A 20,703-nucleotide genomic window follows, 5' to 3' on the forward strand; every position below is an offset into this window, starting at 1 on the left:
CGGCATCGGAGTCGGGAGCGGCCGGGCACGTCCTACGCTTGGCGGGTCCGGTCGGTGGTCGCTGCGGGTCGGTGCGGACCCGTCCAGCCGCCGGATACGACGGTTGCGTCAGACGGACACCGGGGCGATCGGGCCCGGGCCGTACGTAGGGTAAGTGAGGTAGCCGTCGTCGCCGCCGACGTAGTAGGTGTCCGGATCGGCCTCCGTCAGCGGTAGATCTGCCCGGAATCGCTCCACGAGGTCGGGATTGGCGAGGTACGCGCGGCCGAACGAGACCAGGTCCGCCCCTTGGGCCAGCCAGCGCTGGGCGTCGTGCCGGGCCGACGGGACGGGACTGTTCGCCGCCGACGGGTTGACGATCAGCGTGCCGGGCCACGCGCGGCGCAGTCCGAGCAGGACCTCGTCGTCGTTGCCCACCAGGTGCACGTACGCCGGGCTGAGCCGGACGAGTTCGGTGAGCAGTGCCCCGTACATCTCGGCGATGTCGGTGTCGATGGCGTCCCCGATGCCCGCACCCGGCGACAATCGCAGGCCGACGCGATCCGCGCCGATCGCATCGACGGTGGCCGCGACCGCCTCCACCGCGAACCGGATACGCCCGGTGATGGTCCCGCCGTAGCGGTCCGTGCGCAGATTGGCGTTGCCGGAGAGGAACTGCCCGATCAGGTATCCGTTCGCGCCGTGCAGTTCCACGCCGTCGAAGCCGGCCTCCACTGCGCGCCGCGCCGCTGCCGCGAAACTCTGCGCTTCATCGGCCACCTCGTGGGTCGACAGCGCGCGCGGCGTCGGTGCGAGCTGCGGTCCGGTGGGGGTGAAGACGTAGACCTCGCGTGCGGCGACCGCGGACGGCGCGACTGGTTGGTGACCGGTCGTGTCCGGGTGACTGATCCGTCCCGCGTGCATGATCTGCGCGAAGATCCGTCCTTCGCCGGCGTGCACGGCCGAGGTCACCTGCCGCCACGAGTCGACCTGGGCAGGCGTGTAGAGCCCCGGCGTCAGCGGGTTGGACTGCCCGACCAGGCTGGGTTGGACACCCTCGCTGATGATCAGGCCCGCGCCGGCCCGCTGGGCGTAGTAGGTCGCCATCGACGCGGTCGCCAGGCCGTCGCGGTCGGATCGGACGCGCGTCATCGGAGCCATCACGACCCGGTTGGGGAGGCGGAGTCCGCCGAGCAAGACGGTGTCGAAGAGTGAAGTCATGACTCGACCGTAAAATCTGACACCGATGTGAGATGCAAGTCGTAGATGCGTGACGTGGCAAGGCTCACCCGGCCTGGGCGCCGAGATCTGACGGGTGAAGCCCGGCGCCGCGACGGAGGAATCGGTCCGACAACGACTTCCGAGGTCGGGGCCGGCGTTCGGGACCATGGTTGACCGGGGTACGTCCGTCCGGCCCTGCCTGTGCACCCGGGCCGCGTGTGAGCGTGGCATTGCGGCGCGTACGCGGAAAGGGGGGAGCCGCAGATGCTGGATCCGCTCGCCCCGGCCCGCACCGACGGTCGCGTCCGCATCGGCCGCCGGGAGGTCGCCTACACCATGGCCGGTCGCGGCGAGCCGTTGTTGCTGGTGCACGGGCTCGGCAGCACCCGGCAGACGTGGAACGGCATCTTGGACGGGCTGGCCGTCACCCACACCGTCATCGCCCCCGACCTGCCCGGGCACGGCGAGTCGGACCCGCCGGCCGGCGACTACTCCCTGGGCGCCTTCGCGGTCGTCCTGCGGAACCTGCTGATCGCGCTGGGGCAGCGGTCGGCGACGTTGGTCGGCCACAGTCTCGGCGGGGGGATCGCCCTGCAGTTCGCCTACCAGTTCCCGGAGCGCACCGAGCGGCTCGCGCTGATCGGCAGCGGTGGGCTGGGGCAACAGCTGACGCCGATGCTGCGGGCCGCCACACTGCCGGGCGCGAAAGTCGTGGTGGCGGTGCTGGCGCGCTTCCCCGAGTCCTTCACCCGCGGCTTCCTGCGGGGCGTCACCCGGGCGGTGCCCCGGTTCCTGGCCCGGCCCGACTCCGGACCGGTGGCCGAGGACCTGCACCGGCTCATCGACCCCCGGCAACGGCGGACGTTCGTGCGTACCGCCCGCAACGTGATCGACTGGCGGGGTCAGACGGTCAGCGCCACCGAGAGCCTCGCGCTGCTGACCGACCTGCCCGTGCTGCTGGCCTGGGGCACCGACGACCGGGTGATCCCCCGCTACCATCACCGCGCCGTCGCGGAGCAGCTCACCGTGCCACAGCTGCTGGAGATCGCGGGGGCCGGCCACTACCCGCACATCACGGCGCCGGGCGAGGTCCTGGCGGCCCTGGCAGAGTTTCTGGTCTCGACGAAGGCGTTTCACTACACCGAGGAGCGGTGGCGTGAACTGCTGACGTCGCGGTAGGGGAGGGCCGGCGGGAGGTCGGCGGTGCGACGCCGGGGCCGCTTGCGGATCAGGTACCGGTGGTCGCCGTCCCGGCGTTCGGCGACCGCCAGTTCCTGCCCCGTCGCGCGGCACCACGCCCGTACGTCGCGCCCGGCCGGTCACCATCACCAGTACGCCGGCGAACCACCGTCCGGAAGGGTCGGAGGTCACCTGCGGGGCCGTCAGCTCGGGCCGTTCCCCGGCCCCTCGGCATCCGGCGGGCGCGGCGATCAGGACCTTGCCGGCCGCTGCGGTCTGGATCTGGTCAGCTCGCCGTCGTACGGTTCCGGGCCGCCCGGTCGTCGCGTCGCCCGAGCCACGCTGTCCACGGTCGTCGCGATGGTGACGCCGATCGCCAGGTTGATCAGGGCGGTGGCGATCTGCGAGCTGGTCCGGCCGGCAAGGGTCAGCGGCATGACGACCGCGATGACCGTCAGCAGGGCCATGATCCAGCCGAAGAAGCGCCGAGGTTCGGCCACGGCGACCGTGAGCAGGTGCATCAGTGCGGCCGCGAGCAGCGCGGAGACCGCAGCGCCGGCCGCGTAGGTGACCGTGCTGGCGTCGCCCCAGACACCGTCACCCCGGGGCGCCATGATCGGCACATCGAACAGGCCGCGGGCGACGAGCACGCCCACGACGGCGACCAACGCCGCCACGACCGCCGTGGCGAGGCTGGTGGCCCAGAATCGTGCAGCGTCCAGTGTGTATCGCTCGGGCCCTTGGCGGATGTCGCCACCGTAGGCTGTCATCGGAGGATCCTTTCGTCGTGACCGGATCGTCGTTACGCGCATCGCCCGGTACGACCTCAGCCTGCGACCGCCCGCGCTCGGTCGCCACGGCCGAAAGGCCACGCCGCCGGGGGCCTTCGTCGCGGACGGAGCACGCCCGTCAGCAGGCACAGTCGGTGATCATGGCAGGGTCAGGGTGGCGGTCCAGCCGAGCATGACGGCGCCGCTGACGAGCAGGGCGATGAGGTACACCGGGACGCCGAGCAGGGCGGCCAGGGGGACACCCCACAGCGGGTTGCCGCCGAGCAGGTCGATGAGCCCTCGGGTGGGCAGCGCCTCGATGAGCAGGTAGCCGACGGCGCTGTAGGCGAGGAAGTAGAGGCCGATACGCCGGCCGAGCTGCCAGGTCTGCCGCGCGAGCCGGGGCAGCCGCAGCCGCCGGATGACGGCCGGCGCCGTCACCACGGCCGGTGTGGCGGCGCCGGCCAGGGAACCGCCGGAACAGCCGGACGTGGCGCAGGCGCCGGTTCCCGCGGCGCGGTCCGCGTCCTGGGCGGCGGCCGGCAACCGGGCTTGACCGGCCAGCAGGCCGCGATCCTCCAGGCGGGCGGTGACACCGCCCGCGGCGAAGCCCAGCGCGGTCGCGCCGGCGAAGTACAGCAGCGCGAACGGCCAGCGGGTGCCGTTCGGAGAACCCCGTGCCTGCGGGGACGACAGGATGAGGTTACGGGCGCGGCGTGGGCGGGGCGGCCGCCAGGTAACGGCGGAAAGACGGGTGCGCGCAGGACAGGATCAGCGCGGCGGCCAGCACCGCGTAGAGGACCTCGAGCACCGACCGGTCGGGGATCAGTGCCACCTCCAGCGCGATCCACCCGAGCAGAGCAATCCCGGCGAGACCGGTCGCCGCCCAGGACCAGTGCCGGCCCGTGGCGCGTTCCAGCCAGGTCGCGCCCGGCCGGCGCGGCCGACACCGGACGCCCCAAGCGGCCAGCAGCGACCCGGCACCGATACCGAGACCCAGCACCAAGCCCGGAACCCGCCAGTCGGAGACCAACGGCACATGATCGAGCCACTGCGCCTTCAGGTAGCTGTTTCCCCTCGGGTTGAACAGCATCTCGGCGCCGCCGCCGACTGCGGTCACCCCGACGAACGCCAGCGCGAGGATCACCGCGGTCGCCGTAGCCGGCCGCCCGCGAGCCGACGGTTCGCCTGCCGTCCCGGCACCCGGCGCAGACACCGCCAAGACCGACAGGTCCGAAGGGTGTTCAGCGCTCGCAGCACCGTTTTCGGGCGTCAGCCGTAGGACGGGGATCGACCGGCTGGTTGCCCGCGCATACGCCGCGTACCCCGGTGCCCGGTCAACGACGCGCCGCCACAGGTCCGCGGCCCGCTCGCCGGTGACCGGTTCGGCGCGAACGGCCAGTTGCCGTCCGCATACCTCGACCTGAGCCCGCGGTTCCGCCACCACATTGAAGTACCAGGCAGGATGCGTGGCTGACCCGCCGTTGGCGGCGACCACCACCATGGCCTCGCCGTCCGGCCAGAACTGCAGCACCACGCTGCGCGGGCGGCCCGACCGGCGCCCGGTGGTCGTCAGCACCAAAACATCGACCCGCCATGGCCGGGCGACCCCGCCCCGGCTGCGTCGAACCGCCCACACGGCCAGCGGAGACAGACACCGATCCAGGTTGCGGTGCACGCTCAGGGCGGCGGCCCACCACCGCGGCAATCTTCCCATGCGATCCGGTCGCACTTCGGCCGAAGGCGTCGTTGCTCCCCGCCGGCTGGACATCGCGCATCAGCCTTCCCAGGCGGCCGCACCGCTTGCCGACGCGGCGTCTGTCTACCCGTCTATCAGACGATCCGCCGGCGCAGGCAGGGCCGACCCACTCGTCGGGCCGGGTCGAAAGCCTCGTCGACGAGCGCGTCGCAGAACTGGCGCATGCCTGGGGAAGCACATCCCGGCACCTCCGCCTTGCCGGCCGAGATCACTTGGCGGTTCAAGGACCGTCGGCCCTGGCAGGAAAGGCGGGGCGCCGACGGAATGGGGTGAGGGCCGGACCGCCACCACCGTGATGCGCCGGGACTGGCCGCTGGTCCAGGTTTCGGTCAGCGAGGTTCATCAGGCCGACGATGATGTGCCGGCACCGCAGACTGCCCGGCAAGGGGACGAATCGGGTCCCTTGCCGGGCAGCGGAGGCAGCGTCGGGAGGGCGCCTATCGGTAGCCGGCCGCGACGATGTTGGCCTGTACCGCGTTCTCGGTCGCGTCGGACGGGTAACCGGTGACCATCGCGCCCTCGTAGAAGGTGCCGGCGCTCTGGTTGGCGCCGCCGTCCGGTTTGCAGCAGTCGCCGCCGCTGCCGAGCACGATCGCCCCCTGCTTCTTCATCGGGCTGTATCCGGGCGGCAGCGACCCGTCCCACAGCGTGAAGAGACTTCCGCTCTGGGCGTTGCTGCCCTTGATGGCGAACCGGGAGGTGCCGTTGTTCTTCAGCGTCGCGGTGACGAACTTGCTGGTGAACGCGCGCTGGTTGGGGTTCCAGGTGCTGCTGCCGCCGGGGAACAGACCCCATTCGAGGTCGGCCTGCACCCACGGCCCGGACCCGGAGCAGCCGCCGAACCAGCAACTGGTGCCGAAGTAGATCGCGTCCATGGCCCCGGCGGCGTCGGCCTTGCGGGTGGTCTCGCTGTTGCCGTAGTCGAAGCAGCAGCCGCTGTTGACGTGGGTGCCGCTGGTGACCATGTACATGCCCTCGGGTGCGCTGCCGGTCGGGACACCGGTCAGGTGCCCGTCGCGCCAGTAACTGTTGCCCGGTTTGATGTAGAGCGAGTACGCCTTGGCGCCGCCGACGGTCAGCGATTCGGTCGTGGCGACGGCGGGGGAACTCTGCGGCGAACCGGGCACGACCGGCGACCCCTGGTACCACAGGTCGTTGCCGCGGCCCGACTGGTCGTAGACGACGGTCACCACACAGGTCGTGCCGGCGCAGAACGCGTCCTGGCTCGCGGCGTCGGCCGCCCCGCTGCTGAGCGTGCCGATGTTGCGGGTCTGGTTGTCGGAGCGCCGCACCTGGTAGAGGTTGCCGCGATAGGAGCCGTACAGCGCCCGTACCGTGCTGTGGGCCGCCACGCACGGCGTTCCGCCGGCGGCGTAGATGTCGCAGGTTCCGCCGCTGCCGGTCGGCGCGGTGACCTGGGACCATCGCTGGTTCGCCTGGCCGTTGCAGGCCCACAGGATGATCCGGGTGCCGTTGGCCGTGCCCGCACCGTTGGCGTCGAGGCACAGCCCGGACTGCACCCCGGTGATCGTGCCGTCGTCGTTGACGTTCCACTGCTGGTTGGACTGGCCGTTGCAGTCCCAGATGACGACCGCCGTCCCGTTCGTGGTGCCGCGTCCGGAGGCGTCCAGGCACTTGGCGCCGTACACGGTCAGTTGTTTCGTCGTGGTGTGGGTCCAGGACTGGTTTCCGGCCGAGGTGCAGTCGTTGAGCTGGGTCTGCGTGCCGTTGGTGGCGCTGGAGCCGGGCACGTCGAGGCAGCGGCCGGACTGCGCGCCGACGATGCGAGTCGCGGTCCCCACGATGGCGGCCGAAGCGGCGACCGGGACGGCCACGACGGCGAGAAGGAGGCTCAGCGCGGCCGGCGGTACGAGGTATCTGCGGGGTCGGGAGTCAACCATGACGAACGCTCCAGGGGGTCATCGGCCGGGCAGGCGCCAGGTCTGATTGAGCGGGGACGCTTGGCTCGTGGGGTTGCAGGCCCATTGGTGGATCGGTGCGCGCGGGGCGGTGGAGACGGTGCTGACGTCGACGCACTTGCCGCTGTGCCGGGCGACGAGCTGGTGGTCGTGCGAGTCGTTGCCGGCGTAGCTGACCCGGCGCAGGGTGAACTGCTGATTCTGGGCGCCGCTGTTGCAGGTCCACTGGATCACGGCGGCGCCGTCCGCGGTGGATGCGCCGCTGACGTCCAGGCACTTGCCGCTCTGCTGGTTGACGACGGTGTACGTGTCCGCGACGCCGGCCGACGGCCGGAAGTTCCACTGCTGCTGGGCGCCGCCGTTGCAGGTGAACTGCTGTTGCTGGTTGCCGTCGGTGGTGCGGGAGTCGGTGTTGTCGAGGCAGAGGCCGCTGTGTTGCGCCACCGCGATGCTCTGGAAGCTCCCGCTGGTGGTGGGCGGCAGCACCGTGATCGTGTACGCGTCGTTGACGGCGTTGTTGGCGATGGCCACGGTGGCGGTGTTGCCGTTGAGCGGGACGACCTGGTCCTGGACCGTGGCCGGGCCGGCGACCGCGCCGCCGTTGTTGTACGGGATGCGGTGCACCTGGATGCGGACCTGGTTGCCGGTGACGACGCCGGCGGTGCTGTTCAGCCCTTGCAGGTTGACGGTGAGCGTGCCGGTGGTGCGGCCGCCGCCGATCAGGACCTTGGCGTTCCCGTCGGTCTTGGTGGCGTAGGAGTCGTAGCCGGCCGACGCCGTGCCGGCCACGGCGGTCCCGGTCTGCTGGGCGTAGAAGCGGTAGACCCACCACTCGCCCGTTGGCTGGTACTGACCGGCGGAGGTGCGGGTGAGCAGGTTGCCCAGGTCGTTGTGCAGGTTGCCGCCGCTGGCCCAGTTGGCGCGCAGCCCGTCGGCGCCGGCCCGTTCGAGCCGGGCGATGTACCAGGCGCCGTCGCCGGGATTCTGCTCGTTCGAGGCGCCGTACTCATTGATCTGGTAAGGCCGGGGGTGGGCGATGCCGCGGGAGTCGAGGGTGGTGTTGGCCGCGGCGACGTTGGTGACCGGGTCGCCGGGCAGCGAGTGCCAGCTGACGATGTCCGGCACCACGTTGTTGCCCTTGACGTAGTCGAGGTACTGGGTCCACCACGCGTAGCCGGTGGACGGCACGCACGCGCAGCTCGGGCCGACGATCAGGGTGCCCGGCATGTCGGCGCGCAGCCGCTGGTAGGTGCGCCGCCACAGGTCGAGGTACTGCGATGCGGGCCGGTTCCAGAACAGGGTGATGTTGGGTTCGTTCCAGATGTCCCACTGGACCGGGACACCGGTCGCCTTCACATCGTTGATCACCCGGGTGAGGAAGTTGTCGTAGTCGGTCCAGTCGCCGTTGTCGCCGGGGAAGCGGGCGATGGCGGCTCCGTCGGCGCCCCACAGATCGTGGGCGAGCAGGATGAACTTCCCGCCGAGGGCCTGGGTCCGCAGCATCTGCGCGCGGGTGGCGTTCCACCGGCGGTCGTACCCGCCGCCGACCCAGCCGCCGCCCGCCAGCTGCGCGCCGCCGGCCCGCATGGCCTGGTATTTGACGTCGGTGAAGAAGTTGTCCGGCGGCGCGGCGCCGTTCTCGGTCATGCCGTAGATCCAGCCGGACGCCCGGTAGGTGGGGGTGGCGGTGGTGGCGGCGAAGTTGACGCTGATGCTCTGGTCGTCCGCGCGCGCCGGGGACGGGGCGGCGAGGACGCCCAGCCCGGTCAGGACAGCGGCCAGGGTTCGGACGACTTTGGTGCGGAGCGGGGATCCGGGTTTCATGGCGCCTCCGGTTGGGGGGGACGAGGGCAGCGGGAATCGCGGGAGGAGCCGGCGGCTCGTCCCGGGGGAGGGCGGACGGTTCAGTCGGTGCGGGCGGGTCCGGTGCTGTCGCGCAACGAGATGGGCGGTGCGAGCAGCAGGTGACGCGGCGCGCCGGTCGGCGCGGCGATCCGCTCGAGGAGTAGTTCGACGGCGTGGGCGCCCATTTCTCCGGTGGGCACGTCGGCCGCGGTGAGCTGGGGCCGGAAGCCTTCGGCCCAGTGCCGGGCGGCGACCCCGGCGATGGACATCTCGCGCGGGACGGCGACGTGGAGCCGCTCGATGCCGCGTTGGAGGCCGGGCAGCGCCGCCTCGTTGATGGTGGTGATGGCGGTGACTTCCGGATGGCGTTCGCGCAGCTGTTCGAACCATTCCTCGCCGGCGGCGGGGTCGTCGGCGCAGGGCAGCTCGATCCCCCTCAGGCCCCGCCGGCCGACTGCCTCGGCGAAGCCTGCCTGAGCGCGGTGGGCCGGGCCGTAGCCGGCCGCGACCAGTTCGGCGGAACGGTTGAGCAGGGCGATGCTGCGGTGGCCGAGATCGGCGAGATGATGCACGCTGCGGGCGACCAGTTCGGCGTAGTCGATGTCGACCCAGCAGACGCCCTGCGGGTGAGCGGTGTGACCGATGGTGACGAACGGGAGCCCTTCCTGCTGGAGCCGGGTGACCCGTTCGTCCTCCAGCCTGATCTCCATGAGGATGATCCCGTCGACCCGGCGGCCGGAGATCAACCGCTCGAACGACCGGTCGTGGTCACCGCCGGACGGGGAGAGCAGCACGTCCAGGTCGGCGTGGGCGGCCGCCTCGACGACGCTGGCGACGAACCCGAGCTGCATGTCGGTCAGGCGCAGGCTGGCCGGCGGGATGACCAGCCCGAGGGTGCGGGTGCGGCCCTCCTTGAGCGCCCGGGCGGCGGCGTTCGGCCGGTAGCCGAGCTCGTCGATCACGGCTTGGATCCGCTGTTTGGTCTGGGCGCTCACCGATCGGCGTCCGCTCAGCGCATAGGACACGGTGCTGCGCGACACGCCGGCCCGGCGGGCGATCTCCCCGATGTTCACGCGTACCTCCTCACCCTGACCTCGCAGCTTGACCTACCCCGGCGCCGACCCGGACAGCGGGGTCTCCGGCATGTCGAATCGGTTCGCGGCTGACGCTAGACAGCGATATCCGCCGATGTCAACGGCGGGTCCGCCAGATGACCGGGATGTTGCAAAAGGCGGTAATAACGCTCAAGAAGAGTGTTGACCGGACCTCGAAATGAGCCCTACTGTCGGCGCAGCACCTGGTCGAATCGATTCGAATCCCGTCGTGCGATGTCGCATACAGGAGATGGTTGCCGTGAGAAACCCGTCCCTCAGCCGCCGCGCAGCCTGTTGCGCGTTGTTCGCCGTGGTCCTGACCGCGCTCAGCGGCGCCTGCTCCGACGCCGGGGCGCCCTCATCCGGAACGTCGGCCCAGGAATTCACGGTCTGGGATCCGTACCCGCAGTTCGACGCCTCGTCCGACTGGGTCAAGCTGCTGACCAAGTGCGGCGCCGACGCGGGCGTCGCCGTCAAGCGCAGCGGATTCGACACCACCGACCTGACCACCAAGGCCCTGCTGGCCGCCCAGCAGGGCGACTCGCCGGACGTGCTGATCGTGGACAACCCCGTGGTCTCCACCCTGGCCGAGGCCGGCGTGCTCACCACCACCGACGACACCAAGGTCGACACCGCCGCGATCGAGCCCAACCTGCTCGCCGCCGGACAGCTCAACGGCAAGACCTATGGCGTCCCGATCGGCGCCAACACCCTCGCGCTCTACTACAACAAGAAGGTTCTCGACGCGGCCGGGGTCGATCCCGGCACGATCACGGACTGGGAGTCCCTGACCGCCGCGCTGGCCAAGGTCAAGGCAGCCGGCAAGAAAGGCATCACCTTCTCGGCGATCGGCACCGAGGAGGGCAGCTTCCAGTTCCTGCCCTGGTTCTGGGGCTCCGGCGCCGGCCTCACCCAGCTCGACTCGCCGCAGGCCGTCGCCGCCCTCACCCTATGGACCGACTGGCTGAAGAACGGCTACGCCCCGAACTCCGTCATCAACAACACGCAGACCACCAGCTGGCAGGAGTTCGCCAGTGGCGGCTACGCCTTCGCCGAGAACGGCACCTGGCAGCTGGCCAACGCCAAGAAGACCGGCTTCGAGTACGGGATCATCCCCATCCCCGCCGCCACTGGCGGAACCGCGCCGGCACCCACCGGCGGCGAGTTCGTCACCGCGCCGGTGCGCGACGACACCGCCCGGTACGCCACCAGCGCCCGGCTCATCGGCTGCCTGACCAGCTCCGACAACGCGTACACCACGGACACCACGCTGTCGTACGTCGCCGCGACCGACGCCGTGCAGGCCAAACAGGTGGCGGCGAACCCGGACCTGAAGGTGTGGGTCGAGGCGGTCGAGGCGGCCAAGGGACGGACGAGCGACAACCTCGGCACGAAGTATCCGAAGATCTCCGAGCCGCTGTGGGGCGCGTTCCAGGCAGCCCTCTCGGGGAGCGCATCGCCGCAGGACGCGCTGAGAGCCGCCCAGGCGTCGGCCGCCGCGGCCACCAAGTGACCATGGCGACACCCGTGACCGACCGTTCTCCCGCCGTGGCCCGGCCGCCGGCGGGAGAACGGCACGACGCGGCCGCTCGTCGCCGGCGCCGGGCGGAGCAATGGCAGGCCTGGGCGTTCGCCGCGCCGGTCGTCCTCTACCTCGGCGCGTTCTACGCCTACCCGCTCTACCGCAACCTCGACCTGAGCCTGCGCTCCTACACCGTGCGCTCGTTCGTGCACGGCGGGGCGCCCTTCACCGGGCTGGACAACTACCGCACCGTCGTCGCCGACCCCACGTTCTGGCCGGCGCTGACCCGCACCGTCGTCTTCACCGTGGTCTGCCTGGCGTTCCAGTTCGCGATCGGCATGGCCCTGGCTCTGTTCTTCCGCCAGCACTTCCCGCTCTCCGCCACGTTGCGCGCGCTGTTTCTCGTACCCTGGCTGTTGCCTCTGATCGTCTCCGCATCGAGTTGGTCCTGGATGCTCAACAGCGAGTCCGGCGTCGTCAACGCCGGGTTGAGGGCACTCGGGGCGGGGCAGGTGAACTGGCTGACCGATCCGCGGTGGGCGCTGGTCAGCGTGATCGTCGCCAACATCTGGATCGGCATCCCGTTCAATCTGGTCGTGCTCTACAGCGGCCTGCAAGCCGTCCCACCGGAGGTTCACGAGGCGGCGGAGCTGGACGGCGCGTCCGGCTGGCAGCGCTTCCGATGGGTCACGTTCCCGCTGCTGCGTCCGGTGTCGGCCATCACGATCCTGCTCGGCCTCGTCTACACGCTCAAGGTCTTCGACATCATCTGGATCATGACCCGCGGTGGTCCGGCCGACGCGTCCACCACGCTGGCCACCTGGTCGTACCGGCTGGGCTTCGGCAGCCTGGTACCCCGGTTCGGGCCCGGCGCGGCGGTCGGGAACCTGCTGATCGTCATCGCGCTGGCATGCGGGCTGATGTACATCCGGGTGCAACGCGGGCAGCAACGATGAGGAAGGCGTGGAAGACCGCGGCCGGCCTCGCGCTGACGGCCGTCATGCTGTTCCCGGTCTACTGGCTGATCAACGTGTCCTTCACCAAGGACACCGACATGCGCGCCGACCCACCGCACCTGTTCCCCTCCGACGGCACTCTGGAGGGCTACCGGGCAGTGCTCGACCAGCAACTGCCGTACCTGGGCACCAGCCTCCTGGTCGGGTTCGGCACCGTGGCCGTGACGCTCGCGCTGGCCGCCCCAGCCGGCTACGCGCTGGCCAAACTGCGTCCACGCGGCGGTGGTGTCCTGGGTTTCGTCCTGCTGATCGCCCAGATGATCCCCGGCATCATCATGGCGATGGGGTTCTACGCCGTCTACCTGCGCGCCGGCCTGCTGAACTCGGTCGCGGGCCTGATCCTGGCCGACTCGACCATCGCGGTGCCGTTCGGGGTGCTGATCTTCGCAGCCTTCATGGCCGGCATCCCCGACGAACTGATCCACGCCGCGCTGATCGACGGCGCCTCACGGTGGCGGACGTTCGTCTCGGTGGTCCTGCCGGTCAGCCGCAACGCGATCGTCACCGTCAGCGTGTTCGCCTTCCTGTGGGCCTGGTCGGACTTCGTGTTCGCCGCGACCCTCGACGGCGGCGGCGCCCACCAGCCCATCACGCTGGGCATCTACCACTACATCGGCAACAACAACCAGCAATGGAACGCGATCATGGCCACCGCCGTGGTCGCCTCGATCCCCGCGACGCTGCTGCTCATCCTGGCGCAGCGCTACGTGGCCGCCGGCGTCACCGCCGGCGCCGTCAAGGACTGATCAGCTCCCCACGAAAGGCGCCCGTCCGTGATCACGACCTTCTCCGTCCAGGACATCCCGTTCAGCTACCCGGGGTCCTGGTTCGACATCTCCCCCGTCATCGCGGAGAAGACCTACGCCGCAGACCTGCACCTGGTCTCGCACCAGTCCGGCATGCACCCGGTCCTGCGCTTCGAGCCCCGCCACGCCGGCGGCCGTGCCGAGGCCCGGGTCGTCGCCGGCCCGACGAGGTTGCGATGGGAACACCCGGCCGGCGACATCGAGGCGGCGTACGAGTCCGCCGACACCGTCCGCCTGCGCGGCGTCGGCCTCGGCCTGCGCGTCACGGCGGCGGCGACCACGCTGACGCCGTTCTCCGGCACCTACCTGTACCGGGACCCGCGCGCCGCGTCGTACGTGTTCACCTCCTACGAGACCGGGCGGCGCTACCGGCTCACCGTGCTCGGCGGGAGCGCGCACACCGCGACCGGAGCCGAATCGCTCGGCGCCGGCGACCGCCACGTCGATCTGCCCGCCGACGCGGCCTGGGAGGTGGCCATCGAGGAGTACACGAGCAGCCGCGACCCGTACCGCTCCACCGCGTCCTTCGACGAGGTGGCCCGCACCGCCGCCGACAGGTTCGGCCGTTACCTCGAGGCGGTCGCCCCGTGGCGCGACGCCCGGACCCCCGCCGCCGAACTGGCCACCTATGTGCTGTGGTCGGCCACCGTCGCCCCCGGCGGGTTCTTCCACCGTCCCGCCGTCCTGATGTCCAAGCACTGGATGGACAAGGTCTGGAGCTGGGACCACTGCTTCAACGCGCTGGCCCTCGCCGCGGGCGATCCGGGGCTGGCCTGGGACCAGTTCCACATCCCGTTCGACCACCAGGATCCGACCGGCGCGTTGCCGGACTCCGTGGCCCATTCCGAGGTGCTCTACAACTTCGTCAAACCGCCCATCCACGGCTGGGCCTTCGGTCACCTGCGCCGGCTGCTGGCGGAGCCGCTCGACCGCGATCAGCTGAGCGAGACCTACCAGCGGCTGAGTCACTGGACGACGTTCTGGCTGACCCAGCGGCGCGCACCCGGCCGACCTCTTCCGCACTACCAGCACGGCAACGACAGCGGGTGGGACAACGCGACCACCTTCGACACCGGCCGCCTGCTGGAAACAGCCGATCTCACCTGCTTCCTGATCATGCAGCTTCGAGAGCTGAGCGCGCTCGCCACCGAACTCGGTGACACCGGCGCCGCCGGGAACTGGACCGTGACCGCCGAGGAGCTGACCACCGCGCTGCTGTCGACCCTGTGGGACGGCAGCCGATTCGTGGCCCACAGCCCCGAGACCGGCGAAACAACGAGCAGCACCAGCTTGCTGGCGCTGATGCCGATCGCCCTTGGCGCCGACCTGCCCGCCGACATCCGGACGACGCTGGCCGCCGGTCTCAAAGCCCACCTCACCCCGCACGGCCTGGCCACCGAGCCGCTCGACTCGCCCCGCTACACCGCGGACGGCTACTGGCGCGGTCCCATCTGGGCGCCCGCCACCCTGCTGATCGAGGACGGCCTGCGGCGGGCCGGCCATGACGCGTTCGCCGACGATGTCAGCAGCCGCTTCCGCGAACTGTGCGAGACGTCGGGCTTCGCCGAGAACTTCGATGCCGAAACGGGGGACGGCCTGCGGGACCGCGCGTACACCTGGACGGCCGCCGTCTATCTCGTCCTCGCCGCGGCCCACCAGGGCCGGGCAACCTGACTCACCGGCGCGTCGGGTGTTCGTGGCCGGCGTTCCCGGCCGGCTCGACGACCAGGCCCTTCCGTCTGCCCGAGCCGTCTGCCGACGCGCCCACGGCCGCGGTGAGATCGACCTGGAGCGGACGCCCTCCGCAGTGTTCGCCATGCCGTTCGACCTGGTGCGCCACGACATTCATATGGACCTCGAACCGGTGCCGGCCGCCCGCATCCGCTCGATCGTCGACGACCTGTTCCTGCCGCTCCTTGGCGAGCACGGCACGGCGACGGCGGCGGTGATCAGCCCGCTCACCGCCCGCCCGCCAGCACGTCAATCCGTGATCGAGGCGCGGAACGTGTACCTGTCGCCGCGGTAGGCCTGGATGGTCAGCTCGATCGGTGCCGCCTCCTGATTGAAGGTCAGCTGCGTGGCCGCCAGGATCGGCACCGGGCCGGTGATCTCCAGCTTGGCCCGTTCGTCGTCGGTGGCGATGCGCGCCTCGACCGAGTAGTCGGCGTAGTGCGGCCGCTGGGTGGGTGACGCCTCGCGCAGCACGTCGTAGAGCGAGCGCACGGTGAAGTCGGTCGTCGCCATCGCCGGTGCGACGGCGAGCGGCAGCCGGTTGTGCTCGAGCGCGATCACCATGTTGTTGAGGTAGCGCAGCCGGAACATCTCGAACAGGTCGGCGCCGGCGACCGTGTTGAGCAGCTCGGCCTCACGCACGGTCGCCGGGCGCACGCCCGAGCTCAGCACCCGGCTGCGCATGGTGAGCCCGCGCTGCTGGGCGAGGTCGGTGAAGCCGAGGACGCGGCCCGCGGTGCCCGTCCCCCCGCGGGGTTTCGGCGCGGCGGCGATCGCCCACCCGCGGGCCGGCAGGGAGACGAGCAGGCCGCGTTCGCGCAGCTCGGCGAGGGCGGCGCGGATGGTCACGCGGGAGGCGTCGTAACGCTCGGCGAGCTGCCGCTCGGACGGCAGCCGGGCTCCGTCGGCGCCGTTCACCGCGCGCAGGTCCTCCTCGATGCGGTCGGCGAGGCGGAGGTAGAGGGGCAGCGCGTCAGGACCGACAAGGGGGCGCGTCTCCATGCCGTAACGCTACCAGCAGCATACCAGCACGCCCCATTGACAGCCCAGTTGCATACCAGTAGCTTTCCAGAACCAGACCGGATAGCAAAAGTTGAGGTAAGCACATGGCAAGCAGCGCCTTTACCAAGGCGGAGATCGAGCAGCAGCCGAGCGTCTGGCGCGCCACCCGCGCCGTCGTCACGGCCGCGCGCGGTGAGATCGACAGGCTTCTCGCCGCCGCCCTGGCCGACCCGCGGACCCGGATTGTGCTGACCGGAGCCGGCACCTCGGCCTACGCCGGCGAGTTGCTGGCCGGAGAGCTCACCCGACGGCTCGGGCGGCCGGTGGAGGCGGTGCCGACCACCGACCTCGTCACCGACCCGGAGGCGGCCGCGGTTCCCGGGCGCCCGATGCTGCTGGTCTCCTTCGCCCGCAGCGGCAACAGCCCCGAGTCGGTCGCCGCCGCCGAGCTGGTCGACCGGCTTGCCGACCCGGCCCACCACCTGGTGATCACCTGCAACGCCGAGGGCGCGCTGAGCCGCCGCTACACCGGCGCGGCGAACGCCACCGCGATCCACCTGCCGCCCGCGACCAACGACCGCGGCTTCGCCATGACGTCGTCGTTCACCAGCATGGTCCTCGCCGCCTATCTGAGCCTGGCCGGCGACGCCGATGTGGACGCCCTCGCGAACGCCGCGGAGACGGTGCTCGACAACGCCGCCGACATCGAGAAGGCGGTGACCACGCTCGCCCCCGACCGGATCGTCTACCTCGGCTCCGGCGGCCTCAAAGGGCTCGCACACGAGGCCGCGCTGAAGTGCCTGGAGCTGACCGCCGGCGACGTCCTCGCGCTCGGCGAGTCCACACTGGCCTTCCGGCACGGGCCGAAGGCGGCACTCACCGCGGACACCCTCGCGGCTGTCTTCCTCTCCGGCGACGCCTACCGGCGCGCCTACGACCTCGATCTGGTACGCGAGCTGGTCACGTCGCTGGGCGCCGACCGGGTCGTGGTGATCGGCGACGAGCCGTACGAGAGCGGGGTCGCGCACTGGAACGTGCCGCGCCCGCCCGGAACCCCGGACGCCCTCTGGGCGATCGCCGCCGTGCTGACCGCCCAGCTGACTGCGCTGGCCTGCTCGTTGGCCCGCGGCCACACCCCGGACGACCCCTTCCCGGCCGGCGAGGTCAACCGCGTCGTGCGGGGCGTGACCATCCACCACTTCGGCGAGGGCGAGGACTGACATGTTCCTGGGCGTGGACGGCGGCGGCAGCAAGACCGCGTTCTGCCTGATCGACGAGAACGGCGCGGTCGTGGCCGAGGCCCGCACCGCGAGCATCTACTACCTGATGAGCGGCATCGACATCGTCGCCCCACTGCTTTCCGACGGCGTGGCGCAGGTCTGCGCCGCTGCGGGCATCAGACCCGCCGAGATCGCGTACGCGTTCTTCGGCATCCCCTGCTACGGCGAGGTCGCCCGGGACGTCCCGGCGCTCGACGCGATCCCCGGCGGGATCCTCGGGCACGACCGGCACCGCTGCGGCAACGACATGATCTGCGGCTGGGCCGGGTCGCTGGGCGGGTCCGACGGCATCAACGTCGTGGCCGGCACCGGCTCCATCGCCTACGGGGAGAACGGCCGCCGCCAGGCAAGGGCGGGCGGCTGGGGCGAGCTCTTCGGCGACGAGGGGTCCGGCTACTGGGTGGCCGTCCGCGGGCTCGCCGCGTTCAGCCGGATGTGCGACGGCCGCCTCCCTCGCGGCCCGCTCGTCGCGATCCTCCGCCGGGAGCTGCGGCTCGCCGACGACCTCGACGTGGTCGACATCGTGCTGAACCGGTGGAAGGGCGACCGCGCCCGGATCGCCGCGCTCAGCCCGCTGGTCAGCGAGGCCGCGGCGGCCGGCGACGCGGCCTGCACAGCGATCCTGCGCGACGCCGGGCACGAGCTCGCCGCGCTCGTCGACGCCCAGGCCCGGGCGCTCGTCTTCCCCGCCGGGCCGGTTCCGGTGTCCTACTCCGGCGGGATGTTCACCTGCCCGCCCCTGCTCACCGCCTTCCGCGCGGCCCTGGGCGACCGCTACGAGCTGCGTACCCCGCTGTTCCCCCCGCACCTCGGCGCCGCCATCTACGCGGCCCGGCTCGCCGGGCACCACCTCCACCTCGAAGGGATATCGGCATGACCACCCTCACCGCGACACGCCGGACCGGATGGATTCCGTACGCCGGGCTGCTGGTTCTCTTCTGGGGTGTCTGGGGCGCCTTCTCCAGCCAGCCGACCAGCAGGTACGGCTATCCCGACGGGATGGTCTACCTCATCTGGTCGATCACGATGATCATCCCGGCGGTGGCGGCCCTGCGTGGCGCGACCGTCGACCGCCGGCCGATCGCCGCCTTCTACGGGCTGCTGATCGGCGTCACCGGGGCGGGCGGACAGCTGCTGCTGTTCAAGGCGCTGACCATCGGGCCCGCGTACATCATTTTCCCGATCATCGCCCTCTCCCCGGCGATCACCGTGGTGATGGCGCTGATCGCGCTGAAGGAGCGCCTCACCCGCCTCGCCGTCGTCGGCGTCGTGCTCGCGCTGGTCGCGATCGTGCTCTTCTCCGTCGCCCCCGGCGACGAAGACGTCTCCACCGGCCCCTACCTGCTGCTGGCTGTGCTGATCTGCGTCGCCTGGGGAGTGCAGGCGTACTACATGCGCAAGGCGGCCCTGGCCGGCGTCAACGACGCCACCACCTTCGGCTGGATGACGATCAGCGGCATCGTGCTCATCCCGGTGGCGCTGATCATGATGGGTGGCTTCCCGACCGGCTTCCCGTGGCAGGCGCCCGCGCTCACCGCGGCGACCCAGGTGCTCAACGCGGTCGGCGCGCTCTTCCTGGTGATGGCGATGAGCCGGGGCAAGGCCTCGCTGGTCGCGCCGATCACCAACGCGCTCGCGCCGGTGCTGACCATCGCGCTGTCGCTCGTCGTCTACCAGACCATCCCGTCCGGTTTCCAGACCGCCGGCATCGTGCTCGCGCTGGCCGGCTCGACACTGATGGTCTACACCACCGAGAAGAACGCCGAGCTGATGGCGTCGTGAGCCGCGTCGTCACCGTCACCCTGAACCCGGCCATCGACATCACCTACGACGTCGCCTCGCTCATCCCCGGCGGCAGCGTGCGGGTCGGGGCCGTGCGGTCGCGGGCCGGCGGCAAAGGCATCAATGTGGCAGCTGTGGTGCGGGCGCTCGGCGGCGACACCGTCGCCGTGGCGCCGGCCGCGCTGCGCACCCCCGACCCGTTCCGCGACGGCCTCGACCGGCTGGGGCTGTCCTACCGGCTGGTCCCGGCGTTCGACGCGGTCCGCCGCACGATCGCCGTGGTCGGCGCGGACGGGTCGACCACCGTCCTGCTGGAGCCGGGCAGCCCGGCGCCGCCCGGCACTCCCGAGGCTCTGGCCGCCGCGGTCGCCGAGGAGCTGGCGAGCGCGGACGCCCTGGTGGTTTCCGGCAGCGTCCCACCGGGGCTGCCCGCCGACCTGCCGGCCCGCCTGGTGGCGCTCGCCGCCGCGCGGGGCGTCCCGGCCATCGCCGACGTCTCCGGCGAGGCGCTGCGGCTCGCGGCCGGGGCCGGCGCGGTGCTCATGCCCAACCGGGACGAGCTCGCCGAGCTGGTCGGCGCGGCCGTCCCGTCGGCCCGGGACGTCGCCGGGTGGGGGCGCCGCCTGCTCGACGGCGGTGCGGCGGCCGTCGTCGTGACGCTCGGCGAGCAGGGCGCGGTGGCGGTGACGCCGCCGGGCGCCTGGCTCGCGCTCCCGGCGGAGACCGTGGACGGCAACCCGACCGGGGCCGGCGACGCGGCAGCCGCCGCCCTGGCCCTGCAGCTGACCGCCCGGGCGTCCTGGCCGGACGCCCTGACCGACGCTGTGGCGACCGCCGCCGCCTGTGTGCTGCGGCCGGTGGCCGGCGACATCGACCTGGAAGCCCGCGCCCGCTGGCGCGATGACATCACCGTGGAGGAACTGCCGTGACCAAGCCGTCGATCGTGGAGGAGCTGCGGGGCAGCGGGCGGGGCATCGGCGCCTTCAACGTGATCACGCTCGAGCACGCCGAGGCCGTCGTGGGCGGCGCCGAGGACGCGGGGCTGCCGGTGATCCTGCAGATCTCGCAGAACGCCGTGCGCTACCACGGCTCGCTGGCGCCGATCGCCGCGGCGTGCCTCAGCATGGCCGGCACGGCCGACGTGCCGGTGGTGGTGCACCTCGACCACGCCGAGGACGAGACGCTGATCGACGAGGCGATCGAGCTGGGCCTGCCGTCGGTGATGTTCGACGCGGCCACCCTGCCGTACGCCGAAAACGTGGCCCGCACCCGGGCGGTGACCGAGCGGTGCCACGCGGCGGGCTGCTGGGTCGAGGCGGAGCTGGGGGCGATCGGCGGCAAGGACGGCGTGCACGCCCCCGGGGTGCGTACCGACCCGGCCGAGGCCGCCGGCTTCGTGGCCGCCACCGGCGTCGACGCGCTGGCCGTGGCGGTCGGCTCGGCGCACGCCATGGCCAGCCGGGACGCGGTGCTCGACGACCGCCTGATCGAGCGGCTCGCCGCCGCGGTGCCGGTGCCGCTGGTGCTGCACGGCTCCTCGGGGGTGCCGGACGACGGGCTGCGCCGCGCCGTCGCGCACGGCATCGTCAAGGTCAACGTGGGCACGCTGCTGAACCGGGCGATGACCGGCGCGGTGCGGGAGGTGCTCGCCGCCCGCGCCGATCTCACCGATCCGCGCAAATACCTGGCCCCCGGCCGGGCGGCCGTGCGCGGCGAGGTGGCCCGCACGCTGACCCTGCTGGCCGGGGAGCAGTCACTGGCGGCCCGGTGACTTCAGGCGGGTCTGATCTCCTCGGAA

Annotated in this window: 19 protein-coding genes; 11 read left to right on the plus strand and 8 right to left on the minus strand. The window is 71.6% G+C overall.

Annotated features, from left to right (window positions below):
- Positions 1 to 108: 108 nt before the first annotated feature.
- Positions 109 to 1,200 carry an alkene reductase gene (locus tag C8E87_RS27795; RefSeq protein ID WP_133875815.1) on the minus strand — a complete coding sequence of 364 codons (1,092 nt, stop codon included), beginning with the start codon at positions 1,198 to 1,200 and terminating at the stop codon, positions 109 to 111.
- 264 nt (positions 1,201 to 1,464) lie between these two features.
- Between C8E87_RS27795 and C8E87_RS27800 the strand changes: the two genes are divergently transcribed.
- A complete protein-coding gene (locus C8E87_RS27800) occupies positions 1,465 to 2,379 on the plus strand; it encodes an alpha/beta fold hydrolase (protein ID WP_133875816.1) in 915 nt (304 codons plus the stop codon).
- A 251-nt stretch (positions 2,380 to 2,630) separates the two neighbouring features.
- Here the strand turns inward: C8E87_RS27800 and C8E87_RS27805 are convergent, their stop codons facing one another.
- The 6 genes from C8E87_RS27805 to C8E87_RS27830 all read right to left on the minus strand — a co-directional run bounded on the left by C8E87_RS27805 (position 2,631) and on the right by C8E87_RS27830 (position 9,745).
- A complete protein-coding gene (locus tag C8E87_RS27805; protein ID WP_203720734.1) occupies positions 2,631 to 3,149 on the minus strand; it encodes a DUF6069 family protein in 519 nt (172 codons plus the stop codon).
- A 159-nt stretch (positions 3,150 to 3,308) separates the two neighbouring features.
- On the minus strand, positions 3,309 to 3,695 hold the full coding sequence (locus C8E87_RS27810; RefSeq protein WP_133875817.1) for a hypothetical protein: 387 nt from the start codon (positions 3,693 to 3,695) through the stop codon (positions 3,309 to 3,311).
- 157 nt (positions 3,696 to 3,852) lie between these two features.
- On the minus strand, positions 3,853 to 4,920 hold the full coding sequence (locus tag C8E87_RS27815) for a nitroreductase/quinone reductase family protein (RefSeq protein WP_133875818.1): 1,068 nt from the start codon (positions 4,918 to 4,920) through the stop codon (positions 3,853 to 3,855).
- A gap of 425 nt (positions 4,921 to 5,345) precedes the next feature.
- Positions 5,346 to 6,809: an arabinofuranosidase catalytic domain-containing protein gene (locus C8E87_RS27820; RefSeq protein WP_133875819.1), complete on the minus strand. Its 1,464-nt coding sequence runs from the start codon at positions 6,807 to 6,809 to the stop codon at positions 5,346 to 5,348.
- Positions 6,810 to 6,827: 18 nt separating this feature from the next.
- On the minus strand, positions 6,828 to 8,651 hold the full coding sequence (locus C8E87_RS27825) for an RICIN domain-containing protein (protein WP_133875820.1): 1,824 nt from the start codon (positions 8,649 to 8,651) through the stop codon (positions 6,828 to 6,830).
- A gap of 80 nt (positions 8,652 to 8,731) precedes the next feature.
- Positions 8,732 to 9,745: a LacI family DNA-binding transcriptional regulator gene (locus C8E87_RS27830; RefSeq protein ID WP_133875821.1), complete on the minus strand. Its 1,014-nt coding sequence runs from the start codon at positions 9,743 to 9,745 to the stop codon at positions 8,732 to 8,734.
- Between the two features lie 280 nt (positions 9,746 to 10,025).
- Between C8E87_RS27830 and C8E87_RS27835 the strand changes: the two genes are divergently transcribed.
- Genes C8E87_RS27835 through C8E87_RS27855 form a run of 5 tightly spaced genes read left to right on the plus strand, consistent with a single transcriptional unit; the run spans position 10,026 to position 15,136 of the window.
- Entirely contained in the window at positions 10,026 to 11,279 is a 1,254-nt protein-coding gene (locus tag C8E87_RS27835; protein WP_438866165.1) for a sugar ABC transporter substrate-binding protein, read from the plus strand.
- 2 nt (positions 11,280 to 11,281) lie between these two features.
- Positions 11,282 to 12,244, plus strand: a complete 963-nt coding sequence (locus tag C8E87_RS27840; RefSeq protein WP_133875823.1) for a carbohydrate ABC transporter permease — start codon at positions 11,282 to 11,284, stop codon at positions 12,242 to 12,244.
- Positions 12,241 to 13,050: a carbohydrate ABC transporter permease gene (locus tag C8E87_RS27845; protein ID WP_133875824.1), complete on the plus strand. Its 810-nt coding sequence runs from the start codon at positions 12,241 to 12,243 to the stop codon at positions 13,048 to 13,050. The genes C8E87_RS27840 and C8E87_RS27845 overlap by 4 nt, the downstream gene beginning before the upstream one ends.
- 27 nt (positions 13,051 to 13,077) lie before the next feature.
- Positions 13,078 to 14,784, plus strand: coding sequence for an amylo-alpha-1,6-glucosidase (locus C8E87_RS27850; RefSeq protein WP_133875825.1), 1,707 nt, complete (start codon positions 13,078 to 13,080; stop codon positions 14,782 to 14,784).
- A complete protein-coding gene (locus C8E87_RS27855) occupies positions 14,687 to 15,136 on the plus strand; it encodes a TetR-like C-terminal domain-containing protein (RefSeq protein WP_133875826.1) in 450 nt (149 codons plus the stop codon). Before C8E87_RS27850 ends, C8E87_RS27855 begins: the two co-directional genes overlap by 98 nt.
- On the opposite strand, the gene C8E87_RS27860 is transcribed toward C8E87_RS27855, so the two are convergent.
- Positions 15,091 to 15,843, minus strand: a complete 753-nt coding sequence (locus tag C8E87_RS27860) for a GntR family transcriptional regulator (protein ID WP_133875827.1) — start codon at positions 15,841 to 15,843, stop codon at positions 15,091 to 15,093. The two genes, C8E87_RS27855 and C8E87_RS27860, sit on opposite strands and share 46 nt — an antisense overlap.
- A gap of 104 nt (positions 15,844 to 15,947) precedes the next feature.
- Between C8E87_RS27860 and C8E87_RS27865 the strand changes: the two genes are divergently transcribed.
- Genes C8E87_RS27865 through C8E87_RS27880 form a run of 5 tightly spaced genes read left to right on the plus strand, consistent with a single transcriptional unit; the run spans position 15,948 to position 20,676 of the window.
- Positions 15,948 to 17,063: an SIS domain-containing protein gene (locus C8E87_RS27865; protein ID WP_133875828.1), complete on the plus strand. Its 1,116-nt coding sequence runs from the start codon at positions 15,948 to 15,950 to the stop codon at positions 17,061 to 17,063.
- Between the two features lies 1 nt (position 17,064).
- Positions 17,065 to 18,000 (plus strand): N-acetylglucosamine kinase, encoded by a 936-nt coding sequence (locus tag C8E87_RS27870; protein ID WP_133875829.1) that lies wholly within the window; start codon positions 17,065 to 17,067, stop codon positions 17,998 to 18,000.
- Positions 17,997 to 18,905 (plus strand): DMT family transporter, encoded by a 909-nt coding sequence (locus C8E87_RS44645; RefSeq protein ID WP_203720733.1) that lies wholly within the window; start codon positions 17,997 to 17,999, stop codon positions 18,903 to 18,905. The genes C8E87_RS27870 and C8E87_RS44645 overlap by 4 nt, the downstream gene beginning before the upstream one ends.
- Positions 18,902 to 19,834, plus strand: a complete 933-nt coding sequence (locus tag C8E87_RS44650) for a 1-phosphofructokinase family hexose kinase (protein ID WP_203720732.1) — start codon at positions 18,902 to 18,904, stop codon at positions 19,832 to 19,834. Before C8E87_RS44645 ends, C8E87_RS44650 begins: the two co-directional genes overlap by 4 nt.
- A complete protein-coding gene (locus C8E87_RS27880) occupies positions 19,831 to 20,676 on the plus strand; it encodes a class II fructose-bisphosphate aldolase (RefSeq protein ID WP_133875830.1) in 846 nt (281 codons plus the stop codon). Before C8E87_RS44650 ends, C8E87_RS27880 begins: the two co-directional genes overlap by 4 nt.
- Positions 20,677 to 20,703 lie beyond the last annotated feature (27 nt).

The organism is Paractinoplanes brasiliensis (genome assembly GCF_004362215.1).
GTDB classification, from domain to species: Bacteria; Actinomycetota; Actinomycetes; order Mycobacteriales; family Micromonosporaceae; genus Actinoplanes; species Actinoplanes brasiliensis.

Excerpts from the sequence above, each read along its gene's own strand:
- C8E87_RS27820 (WP_133875819.1), bottom strand. The coding sequence starts at position 6,809 with ATGGTTGACTCCCGACCCCGCAGATACCTCGTACCGCCGGCCGCGCTG.
- C8E87_RS27800 (WP_133875816.1), top strand. The coding sequence starts at position 1,465 with ATGCTGGATCCGCTCGCCCCGGCCCGCACCGACGGTCGCGTCCGCATC.
- C8E87_RS27805 (WP_203720734.1), bottom strand. The coding sequence starts at position 3,149 with ATGACAGCCTACGGTGGCGACATCCGCCAAGGGCCCGAGCGATACACA.
- C8E87_RS27865 (WP_133875828.1), top strand. The coding sequence starts at position 15,948 with ATGGCAAGCAGCGCCTTTACCAAGGCGGAGATCGAGCAGCAGCCGAGC.
- C8E87_RS27855 (WP_133875826.1), top strand. The coding sequence starts at position 14,687 with ATGCCGAAACGGGGGACGGCCTGCGGGACCGCGCGTACACCTGGACGG.
- C8E87_RS27825 (WP_133875820.1), bottom strand. The coding sequence starts at position 8,651 with ATGAAACCCGGATCCCCGCTCCGCACCAAAGTCGTCCGAACCCTGGCC.
- C8E87_RS27845 (WP_133875824.1), top strand. The coding sequence starts at position 12,241 with ATGAGGAAGGCGTGGAAGACCGCGGCCGGCCTCGCGCTGACGGCCGTC.
- C8E87_RS27815 (WP_133875818.1), bottom strand. The coding sequence starts at position 4,920 with ATGTCCAGCCGGCGGGGAGCAACGACGCCTTCGGCCGAAGTGCGACCG.
- C8E87_RS27870 (WP_133875829.1), top strand. The coding sequence starts at position 17,065 with ATGTTCCTGGGCGTGGACGGCGGCGGCAGCAAGACCGCGTTCTGCCTG.
- C8E87_RS27860 (WP_133875827.1), bottom strand. The coding sequence starts at position 15,843 with ATGGAGACGCGCCCCCTTGTCGGTCCTGACGCGCTGCCCCTCTACCTC.
- C8E87_RS27795 (WP_133875815.1), bottom strand. The coding sequence starts at position 1,200 with ATGACTTCACTCTTCGACACCGTCTTGCTCGGCGGACTCCGCCTCCCC.
- C8E87_RS44645 (WP_203720733.1), top strand. The coding sequence starts at position 17,997 with ATGACCACCCTCACCGCGACACGCCGGACCGGATGGATTCCGTACGCC.
- C8E87_RS27840 (WP_133875823.1), top strand. The coding sequence starts at position 11,282 with ATGGCGACACCCGTGACCGACCGTTCTCCCGCCGTGGCCCGGCCGCCG.